We start from the raw sequence: 9916 nt of genomic DNA, 5'->3' as shown, positions 1-9916 counted from the left end.
TTGCGGCAGGTGATGCCGGGATGCCCCCGCCTCGCCTGTTGCACTTGCTTGGCTTCGCGTCTCAAAAACTGTGTGAGCTGCGAAGGAGCGAGACTATAGCACAGAATTTTGCGCTGTCATGTGGGTGTCGCAAATTATGTTGCTCTCTCTGGAGAGGCGACCTTGGCGCTGTATATATAGACGCTCTATATATATACGCGCCGCAAGTGGACGTATCCCCGAGCCTTCGGGCAGGATTTCCGCGCGTCGCGGCTGGTGCATGCCGGACTACCATCGGATGTAATCGATGTGGCGAAGGCGGGAAAGTTCGCGCCTCACGCTGGCTTCGTTGATCAGCCATGGGGGTGCGCCCACGTCGCAGAGCAGGTGCGGCTCCATGTCCTGGGCCATGTTGCGCATCCGCGCCGTGTTGCGCCAAGCGCGATAGGCGTGCCAAATGCGCGTGAGGAAGCTGCGGTCCGGTGCTTGCGCGGCCTCCAACACGGCAGGCGTTGCAGGGAGTGCGGGCGATAGGCCGACGGCTGCAGAACGCGAAGGTATGGGTGCGACGGGGATGGACGCGATTGTTACGGACGCGACAGGTCCGGCCGTGGGCAGGGGTCCGCGGGGCGTGCCGACCAAGGAAGACGTGGGTGTGAGAGGTTGCGCGGTCATAACGGGCTCCTTTTGTTTCGTTTTGGTAAGCTTAAGCGCCCAAAGACCCGCTGAAAATCGAATTGTTTTGGCCCTTTCGGTAAGCTACGATGACCAATATTTCTTGAATAGGCCTGCCATGCGGTTGCCGCTGAATACCCTCCCCGCTTTTCGCGTTGTTGCGGAACTGCAGAATCTGCGCGCCGCCGCTGAGCGGCTGCACTTGACGCACAGCGCCGTGAGCCAGCAAATCAAGGTGCTTGAAGAGCAAATTGGCTTTCCGCTTTTCGAGCGTAGCGGCCGTGGCATCGTGTTGAACTCGGCCGGTGCGGCGTTGCTGTGCAGCGTGCAGGGCGCCATGGCGTTGCTCGACGAAGGGCTGATGACGGCGAACGCGGCCGCGAGCGGGCGCGAACAACGGTTGCGCGTGTCGGTATTGCCATCGTTTGCGCAGCGCTGGCTGTTGCCGCGCATGGCGCGGTGGCGCGCCCGGCATCCGGAACTGGCATTGGAGATCGAGACTTCCCAGCAGGTGGTCGATCTGGCGCGGGACGGATTCCATGCCGCGCTTCGGATCGGGCAAGGGCCGTGGGCCGGGGTGGAGTCAGAGCCGCTGTTTGATGTGCCGCTGCCGCTCATCGTGCTGGCGTCGCCTGAGACGTTGGCGGCCCTGCCCGACAATTCGCCCGAAACGCTGGCGCGGCAGCCTTTGCTCGGCGAGCGCGAGCTTTGGCAGCATTGGTTCACGGCGGCCGGTTTTCCGACGCCGGTCACGCCTGTGGCTTCGTTCAATGATGCGGGGATGATGCTGCAGGCTGCCGAGCAGGGTTTGGGCATCACGCTTGGCCGTGAACTGCTGGCGGCCGACGCGCTTTGTGCGGGGCGGCTAGTACAGGTGTCGCCCGTGCGCGTGCATTACGAACTGGGGCAGACCTACCACCTGGTGTACCGGCCGAGCTTGCGGGATTGGGCGCCGCTGAATGCGTTCAAGCAATGGCTGCGCGACGAACTGGAAATGTCGCGCCAGACCCTGGTGACCTCCAAGCCCGAGGACGAAAGTTAGAGCGCAGGCGAAAAAAAAGGTAAAGCGGCGGGCAGCAGCTTTACCTTGACCAAAACGCGGCGCCCGGCAGGACATTGCCTAAAAAGCCTGAGTTCGCTTCGCTCGAAAGACCAGGCGGACGCCGCGACGGCGGCAGTCAATCTGTAGTCGTGCTTCAGGCCGCCTTGCGCGCCGATGCCGCGACGGGCTGCATCGAGTCGGTTTCGTTGAACCGCTGGTGCCAGGAGAACGCTTCTTCCAGCAGATGCGGCGTCTGGCCGCCACGGGCGCAAGCACGATCGAAATAGTCTTGTAGCGCGTCGCGGTACGACGGATGCACGCAGTTCTGAATGATGGCGCGGGCGCGCTCACGTGGCGCAAGGCCGCGCAGATCAGCCAGACCGCATTCCGTGACGAGCACGTCAACGTCGTGCTCCGTGTGGTCGACGTGGGACACCATTGGCACCACGCTGGAGATGTCGCCGTTCTTGGCCATCGACTTGGACACGAAGATCGAAAGATGGGCGTTGCGGGCGAAGTCGCCTGAGCCGCCGATGCCGTTCATCATGTGCGTGCCGCCAACGTGTGTGGAGTTCACGTTGCCGTAGATGTCGAATTCCAGCGCCGTGTTGATGGCGATGATGCCCAGGCGCCGCACGATCTCGGGTGCGTTGCTGATTTCTTGCGGACGCAGCACGATGCGCTGGCGGTAGTGCTCCATGTTGGCGAGGATCTTCTCGTACACGGGCTTGGATACGGTGATGGACGACGCCGAGGCGAATGCCAGCTTGCCCTGGTCGAGCAACTCGATCGCGCTGTCCTGCAGCACTTCGGAATACATGACCAGGTTCTCAAAATCAGACGACTCGAACCCGTGCAAGACCGCGTTGGCGATGGTGCCTATGCCTGCCTGCAACGGCAGCAGCGCGTTGGTCAGGCGACCAGCATCCACCTCGCCGCGCAGGAATTGGTTGATGTGACCTGCAATGGCGTTGGTCTCGGTATCGGGCGGCAGCGCGTTGGAGGGGCTGTCGGGCTCTTGCGTGATGACGATGGCGGCGATCCGGGCAGGATCGACCTCGATGCAGGTCTGACCGATGCGCTGGTCCGCAGACACCAGGCCGATGGGCTCTCGGGCGGGACGGTCGCCGGGAACGTAGATATCGTGCAGGCCTTCGATGGCGGCAGGCACGCTCATATTCAGTTCCACAATGATCTTGTCGGCCTGCTGCACGAACGACGCGGAGTTGCCTACCGACATGGTCGGCACGATCGCGCCGGATTCCGTGACGGCGGCGGCTTCGATGATGGCCACGTTGATGGGGCCCAGATGGCCCGCCCGCAACTGCTCCACGGTTTCGGACAAATGCTGGTCGATGAAGGCGATTTCACCCTGATTGATCTTGCGGCGCAGGGTCGTGTCGACCTGGAACGGCAGACGTCGTGCCAGCGCATTGGCCTGCGCCAGCATTTTGTCGGTGTCGTGGCCGAGTGATGCGCCCGTGATCAACGTGATGGCGAGCGGTTCGCGTTCTGCGCGCGCTGCCAGCGCGGCCGGCACCGACTTACAGTCGCCTGCCCGAGTGAATCCGCTCATTCCGACGGTCATTCCGTCCTGAACCAGTAAGGCGGCCTGTTCGGCTGAAGTGATCCTGGCGTGCAGGTCGGCGTTACGGATCCGGTCGAAAGGCATGGTGTCTCCAAATTCAAAGGCTGGCGGCTTAGGGCCGGGCGTAGCGGCTGGGGTCTGCAGCGCCCGGGCACCGTCTGACGCGGCGTTTCCCGAAGTCCCGAAGGCCGTGGATACGGGCGCCGGGACGATTTTTCGGCAGTATAGGAAGCCGAGGGCAAATCTCGTAATGACTTAAAATCATCCGTTCCAGTCGTTTTTTTCATCATTTGAATTTTTCTCGCGCACGGCGCGGAGGGTCAGCTTTCCCATGGACGTGCGCGCATTGCGGTATTTCGTGGAAACCGTCAGGCATGCCAGCTTCACGCAGGCGGCCAAGGCGCTGTTCGTCACGCAGTCCACAGTCAGCAAGATGATCCGGCAACTGGAAGAAGAAGCCGGCACGCCGCTTCTGATCCGCGACGGGCACACCGCCCGCCCTACCGATACCGGCCGGGTCATGTACCAGCGTGGCCTGCAAGTGCTGGAGACTATGCGCCAACTGTCGGAGGAAATGCGCCAGACCGCGGAGCTGGGACGCGGGGCTCTCGAGGTCGGTATCCCGCCCATGATCAATCTGCTGTTCACGCCAGTTGTGAAACGGTTCCGCGAATTGCATCCCGGCATCCACCTGACCCTGCGCGAAGGCACGGGCCAGGCGGTCGAAAACCTGGTGGCCAGCGGCGAACTGGAGGTCGGCGCCACCATCCTGCCTGTCGCCCCCGACGGAGGTCTGGCCGCGCAGGCGTTTGGCAGCTATCCGATCTGGGTGATCGGGCCGCCAGACGCGCCGTGGGCCGGAAAGACGTCGCTGCCGCTGAGCGCGCTGCGCGAGGCGCGGCTGCTGATCCCCACCGACGACTTCGCAATCACCCGGCGGTTGCGGCAGGCGTTTGCCGATGCAGGCCTGCAGCCAAGCATCGCGGCGCAAAGCGCGCATTGGGATTTTCTGGTGGCAATGGCCTCGGCAGGACTTGGCGTGGCCCTCTTGCCCGAACCGCTGATGCAGCGGATGAAGACCCGCGGCCTGAGTACCGCGAAGCTTGCGAAGTCGGGCATCCAGTGGGAGGTTGGCCATATCTGGCTGCAATCCGGCTATCTGTCGTTTGCCGCGCGTGCATGGTTGCAGGTCTGCGACGCGGTGCTGGGCAAGCCTCGCGCGCGGGCTGCACAGGCGTCCGGACGCCAGTTGAAGTGAATCCAAACGTTCGGCTGGTAAACAGGCGTTGCGACGGCCGTCATGGCCGGTCGGCATGCTGATCTGGCCGGGCAAATCCGGCCCCAATTTCCCGGCCCGCTAGCGAGGTCAAGCCCACGAACAGGCACCCTTAAAAATACGGGGACGTAACACCAGTTTTTGTTGCAACGGGTGAGGCGGCGGCTTGTTATGCTGCCGCCTCCACGCGAGCAACTCGCCCCAAAAACATGATCCCCACCACGCCCACTCAGCCCTTTCGCGCCCGCCTCGTCCGCGCGCCCAACCTGGCGGCGCTGCTTGCTGCGCTGCTGCTGGTCTTCTGCTTCCTGCCCGCCTTTGCGGCGCCGCCCGCCGCCCCCGCCGACACCGAAGCCGTTCTGGGTGCGGCCCGCAAGCAGATTGACGAGATCCGCAAGCGGGTCCCCGACGAAACGGACGACGCCGTGCTGCTCAAGCAGCGGGGCGAGGCGCTGGACATCCAGTCCAAGGCAGACGCCGCAACTGAAGCGCTGACGCCGCAACTGGCCAGCGTGACCGCACGCCTGAGCGAACTGGGCACGCCGCCGGACGGCGCGAAGGAAGCGCCGGATGTGGCGGCGCAGCGCGCCCAGCTGGAAAAGAACAGCCGCGCGCTGGACGCGCAGATCAAGTTGGCGCGGCTGCTGTCAGTGGATGCCGGCCAGACGGCTGAACAGATTTCAGCCCAGCGGCGCAAGCAGTTTCAGGCACGCTTGGGCGAGCGTCGCGACTCCTTCCTGTCGGGCCAGTTCTGGGCCGAATTCCGCCAGGAGTTTCCCCGGGATCTGGAACGGCTTGAAGCGTTGCGCGATGACCTGTCCACCGCCGTGGGACAGACGCCGAAATGGGGTTGGCTGCTGCTGACGGTCGTTGCCGGTCTGGCAATTGCACTGCGCGTCTGGGTTGGCCGGTATCTGCTGCGGCTCACGGCAACCCGAGTGCCGCCCGGACGGCTGCGCCGATCGTTTCTGGCGGTGGCCCTCGTGGCGCTTTCGGTCGCCACGCCTGGCGTGATCGCCTTGCTCATCCAGACCGGCCTGGACTGGAGATCGCAACTGTCGGACAGCACCGATTCGCTCCTGACCAACCTGGTAGCCACGGTCTGCTTCGGCGGCTTCGTGTCGGGGATGGGCTACGCCTTGCTGTCCACCAATCGTCCGTCCTGGCGCCTGCCGCCGGTCAGCGACATCGTGGCGAACCGGCTGCGCTGGCTTCCCGGCACGCTGGGCGTGCTGGTGGTCCTGATCTGGCTCGCGGAACGGTTGCCCGTCCTGCTGGACGCCAGCCTGACCACGACCATCACCCTGACCGGCATCGTGGGCGTGTTGAGCATGGCGTTGCTTGCCGCCGTGCTGTTCATCGGCCGCCGCCTGCGCCGCCAGGTCATGCAGGACAGCGAAGCGCCGATTCCGCTCTGGGTCTCGCTGATGCTGGCCGCCATCTGGACGGTGCTGATCGTCAGCTTCGCTAGCCTGCTGCTGGGTTACGTGGCGTTCGGCAGCTTCCTGGTCAAGCAGGTGTTGTGGGTGCTGATCGTGCTGGCGTCGGCCTACCTGGCATCGACGCTGGTCGAGGACGGTTTCAGCACCTTGTTGGGCACGGCGCACCGCGAAGGCGGTGAAGGCGAAGGGCCCAGCATGCGCGATCAGGCCGCGGTGCTGCTGTCCGGACTGGGTCGCGTGGCCATCGCGCTGCTTGCCATCATTCTGGTGTTGGCGCCGTTCGGCGAAGCGCCGATGGATCTGGTGCAGCGCTTTGACCAGCTCCGCAAGGGCCTGGCCATCGGCGAGGCGCAGATCCGGCCCGGCGCGGTGCTGCAGGCGTTGATCGTGCTGGCGCTGTCGCTGCTGGGCGTGAAGATGCTCAAGCGCTGGCTATCCAACCGCTATCTGCCCACCACGGAGCTGGACCCGGGCATGCAGTTGTCGGCCGCGACGCTGTTTGGGTACGGCGGCTTCGTGCTGGCCGTGGCGTTGTCGCTGTCGGCCGCGGGAATCGGACTGGAGCGGGTCGCGTGGATCGCGAGCGCGCTGTCGGTGGGTATCGGTTTTGGCCTTCAGGCGGTGGTGCAGAACTTCGTGTCGGGCCTGATTTTGCTGGCCGAGCGGCCGGTGAAGGTGGGCGACTGGGTTTCGCTGGGCGGCGTCGAAGGCGACATCCTGCGCATCAATGTGCGCGCCACCGAGATCCAGATGGGAGACCGGTCGACGGTGATCGTGCCCAACTCCGAATTCGTGACGAAAACGGTGCGCAACGTGACGCGGTCCAATCCGCTTGGCCTGGTGCAGATCAAGCTGCCCATGCCGTTGTCGACGGATGCCGAGCAGGTGCGTGAACTGATGCTGCAGGCGTTGGCGGATCACGAAGACGTGCTGGAGTCGCCGGCGCCCAACGTCTTCCTGGACGGTATCGACGCAGGCCACCTGATCTTCAATGCTAGGGGCTATGTGTCGTCGCCGCGTGCCGCGTACGGCGTGCGCAGCGCGCTGCTGTTCACGGTGCTCAAGCGCCTGGACGAGGCCAAGCTTGAAGTGTCGTCCCCGCCGACCATGCTGCTCGCGTCGGCGCCGGAACCCGCGCAGGCGCCCGCGCCCGTCGCGGTCCCGCCGCCCGCCACGCCCTGATTGCCGTCATGCACAGGCCGCTTCAGCCGGGAGAGTACAGGTCGGCGAACTGTTGCCGCTCCACGCGAGGGTTGCGCAGTGGCGGCGCGGTGAACGCGGCGCTGCGGGCTGACAGAACCGGATAGCCCTGCACCATCGGCGTTGCCGCCGCCTGCGGCAGCGCGGGCGCCGTGGCTGCAGTCTGGACGGGCGTCTGCGGCGCGACCTGCGCCACGGCGCCGCTGTCGAACCGATGGTCCGCCGTCGTCAGCGCAGGATTGGTGCAGAGCCCCTGCGCCACCAGCGCCGCCTTGGTGCGATCGTCGGTCTGGCACAGGATATCGATGGCCGCGGTTTCCAGACGCCGCGAGCGATCCGCGTCCTTGGTCGATGCCGCAGCCTGCATCGTGCGCTCGAAGTTGCGGCGCAGACTGCATTTCTGGTCCTCGATCGGAATCGCGACGTTCATCCCGAAACCCACCACGGACCCGCCGCCGCCCGCTGACACCATGCAGCTGTCCGACGAGAACGAGCCGTAGAAGCTCTGGCCGCCAACCGGCGGTGCGCTGCGCAACGTGCTGGTCCCGCTGTTGCTTGAGTTGAGTGTGATGCCCTGGTTGTTGCCCGCGTTGGTCGACCCGGACGATGCCGACGTCGTGGAACTGGACGTGCTGGTCTGCGCCCCCGCCGACATGGCGGCGAGCGACAGGGAGATGGCTAGAACGATGCTCTTCATGATGTCCCCTCGCCCGGACGGCCGAAGCCGTCCGGATAATTGGGTCAGCGATTGAACCCAACGACATGGCCCACCGGGCCGACGCCGTGTATCGACCCGAACGCGCCGATATTTGCCGCGTGGAACGAGCCCGTCGCCGAGGCGCTCGTATCCGTCTTGCCGAACGTTGCGCCGCCGTTGGCGATGCTGTCGCCGACCATGATTGGGGCGTTGCCCGTCACATGCCCGTACGACTCGCTATTGGCGTACTGCCGCGTGCTGGTGACGACTTGCGTGCCGTCGCGGCTGAACGATCCGCCGACTTCCGCGATGCCGCCCGTGCTGCCGAACGACGTCTGGCTCGACGAGCCGTAGCCGTTCACCTGGGTGGCCACCACCGAACTGCCGGTGGAGATGGACGAAGCGGTACCGTTGATGGCGCCGGCGTGACCGGTCACCGAACCGCCGACCTGGCCCGGGCCAGTGGCGTAAGCCGATGCGGCAAACAATGACAACGCGGCGACTGCTGCGAGCTTTTTCATTTGAGCTCCTCCTGATCCGTCTGCACGGATGCACAGGTGCCGGAGACCGACCGGCGCGGACCGTTACTACCCAGGAACTGCGCCCTTGCATTCGCAGGGCGTGGGACTTTCGTATTGGTACGGAATGATTGCGCCGTCCTAGGCAGGTCGGTATCGGTTAAACGAACGACCGGGTCTTTCTGGAGGATGGACTCGCGAATTACACAAACCTGAAAGCGGAGATACCGGCTTCGCACGGCCATGCGTATGGATGACGCAATGCGTCCGTCAAGCCCCGCTTGCGGGTGGGTTTCAACTCAAAGGATGGGGCCGCGCGCGTGAGGCTCACGCGTGATATCTAACGCGCCAGGTGTAGCAGCCAGCCGGTCTCGCGGCGCGCCAGCATCAGGTCCACGGCCACCAGCACAAGCAGGAAGCCGCATTCGGCCACGTACAGATTGGCAAGCACCTGATAGCTGCCCAGCAGGACAATGCCGGTCACGCCCGCAAGATACGCGGGCCAGGCGGGCGGCAGCCCGGCCGCAACGCCGCTTGTGCGGCGCGACAGGCATAGCCACGCAACGAGCGGCAATCCAAGCATCGACAAAGGAATGTAGATGGCGATGGCAGACAGCAGCACCACAACGCCGAATTGCGTATGCAGGTACAGGGACATCAGAGCAATGATGCCGACGGCGACATACCAGAGTAGGCGGACGGAAATGAGACGAGTCAATGTGACGGCTCGGTAATTCATGAAGCGGGCTGGAATCGAGGTTTTCGGCCATACTACTCCCGCCTTGCCTACCCCCATCAATCGGAGACCAAGCCATGATTCAGAAGATTGCCAGCATCCACGTCCGCGAAGGACAGGAAGCGCTGTTTGAAGCCGGTGTTACCCAGGCGAAGCCGCTTTTTCTGCGCGCCAAGGGCTGCCATGGCATGGAACTGTACCGCAGCATCGAGCAGCCGCAGCGCTACACGCTGGTGGTGGATTGGGAAACGGTCGAAAACCACATGGTGGATTTCCGGGAATCGGCCGACTTCCAGGAATGGCGCAAGCTGGTCGGCGGCTTTTTCGTTGAGCCGCCCCAAGTGCACCACGAGCAAAAAGTGATTTGAACTTTCGGCGCCGGTCCAGCGGCTGCGCGGACCGGCGCTTATTCTTCCGGGGGCTCGTTGTATTTGCGAGCGCTGCGCCGGAACGCATCGGCGGGATACTTGTTGGCGTTCTTCACCATCTTGCCGGCAACCGCCTGCGCGATATCAATGCCAAGCTGATCCGCCAGGGCCACCAGATACATCTGCACGTCGGCGATCTCGTCCGCGGCGTCCGCAAGCCGGGCGGCCGGCAGATTGCGCGACTCGTCTTCATCCAGCCACTGGAACAACGAGACGAGTTCGCCCGTTTCCCCCGCCAGCGCCATCGCCAGATTCTTGGGCGAATGGAATTGCTGCCATTCGCGTTCAGCCGTGAACTGGCGCACGGCGAGGCGGATTGCTTCCAGGTCTGACAT

General features: G+C 64.3%; 9 protein-coding genes. 4 read left to right on the top strand and 5 right to left on the bottom strand.

What is annotated here, in order from left to right; all coding sequences use genetic code 11:
* The first annotated feature begins 772 nt into the window (after positions 1 to 772).
* Complete coding sequence (locus HV681_RS26155; protein ID WP_175126023.1) at positions 773 to 1696, top strand: LysR substrate-binding domain-containing protein; 924 nt, start codon at positions 773 to 775, stop codon at positions 1694 to 1696.
* A gap of 154 nt (positions 1697 to 1850) precedes the next feature.
* Here HV681_RS26155 and scpC read toward each other — a convergent pair whose 3' ends face one another.
* Complete coding sequence (gene scpC / locus HV681_RS26150; protein ID WP_175126019.1) at positions 1851 to 3368, bottom strand: succinyl-CoA:acetate CoA-transferase ScpC; 1518 nt, start codon at positions 3366 to 3368, stop codon at positions 1851 to 1853.
* A 247-nt stretch (positions 3369 to 3615) separates the two neighbouring features.
* On the opposite strand from scpC, the gene HV681_RS26145 reads away from it, so the two are divergent.
* The gene (locus HV681_RS26145; protein ID WP_175126018.1) at positions 3616 to 4542 is read left to right on the top strand and encodes a LysR family transcriptional regulator; all 927 of its coding nucleotides are present in this window, start codon (positions 3616 to 3618) and stop codon (positions 4540 to 4542) included.
* 227 nt (positions 4543 to 4769) lie between these two features.
* Positions 4770 to 7184, top strand: a complete 2415-nt coding sequence (locus HV681_RS26140) for a DUF3772 domain-containing protein (protein ID WP_175126017.1) — start codon at positions 4770 to 4772, stop codon at positions 7182 to 7184.
* 22 nt (positions 7185 to 7206) lie between these two features.
* Here HV681_RS26140 and HV681_RS26135 read toward each other — a convergent pair whose 3' ends face one another.
* The 3 genes from HV681_RS26135 to HV681_RS26125 all read right to left on the bottom strand — a co-directional run bounded on the left by HV681_RS26135 (position 7207) and on the right by HV681_RS26125 (position 9075).
* Positions 7207 to 7899 (bottom strand): hypothetical protein, encoded by a 693-nt coding sequence (locus HV681_RS26135; protein ID WP_175126016.1) that lies wholly within the window; start codon positions 7897 to 7899, stop codon positions 7207 to 7209.
* A gap of 44 nt (positions 7900 to 7943) precedes the next feature.
* Positions 7944 to 8420 (bottom strand): hypothetical protein, encoded by a 477-nt coding sequence (locus HV681_RS26130; RefSeq protein ID WP_175126015.1) that lies wholly within the window; start codon positions 8418 to 8420, stop codon positions 7944 to 7946.
* 337 nt (positions 8421 to 8757) lie between these two features.
* Entirely contained in the window at positions 8758 to 9075 is a 318-nt protein-coding gene (locus HV681_RS26125) for a hypothetical protein (RefSeq protein WP_254594383.1), read from the bottom strand.
* A 155-nt stretch (positions 9076 to 9230) separates the two neighbouring features.
* Between HV681_RS26125 and HV681_RS26120 the strand changes: the two genes are divergently transcribed.
* Positions 9231 to 9521 (top strand): antibiotic biosynthesis monooxygenase family protein, encoded by a 291-nt coding sequence (locus tag HV681_RS26120; RefSeq protein ID WP_175126013.1) that lies wholly within the window; start codon positions 9231 to 9233, stop codon positions 9519 to 9521.
* 38 nt (positions 9522 to 9559) lie between these two features.
* On the opposite strand, the gene HV681_RS26115 is transcribed toward HV681_RS26120, so the two are convergent.
* Positions 9560 to 9916: a nucleotide pyrophosphohydrolase gene (locus tag HV681_RS26115; protein ID WP_175126012.1), complete on the bottom strand. Its 357-nt coding sequence runs from the start codon at positions 9914 to 9916 to the stop codon at positions 9560 to 9562.

Origin of the sequence: Achromobacter animicus, from assembly GCF_902859585.1 — a bacterium.
Lineage (GTDB): Bacteria > Pseudomonadota > Gammaproteobacteria > Burkholderiales > Burkholderiaceae_B > Achromobacter > Achromobacter animicus.
The sequence above is the reverse complement of the archived record's forward strand: the minus strand, read 5'-3'. Positions and strand labels throughout refer to the sequence as shown.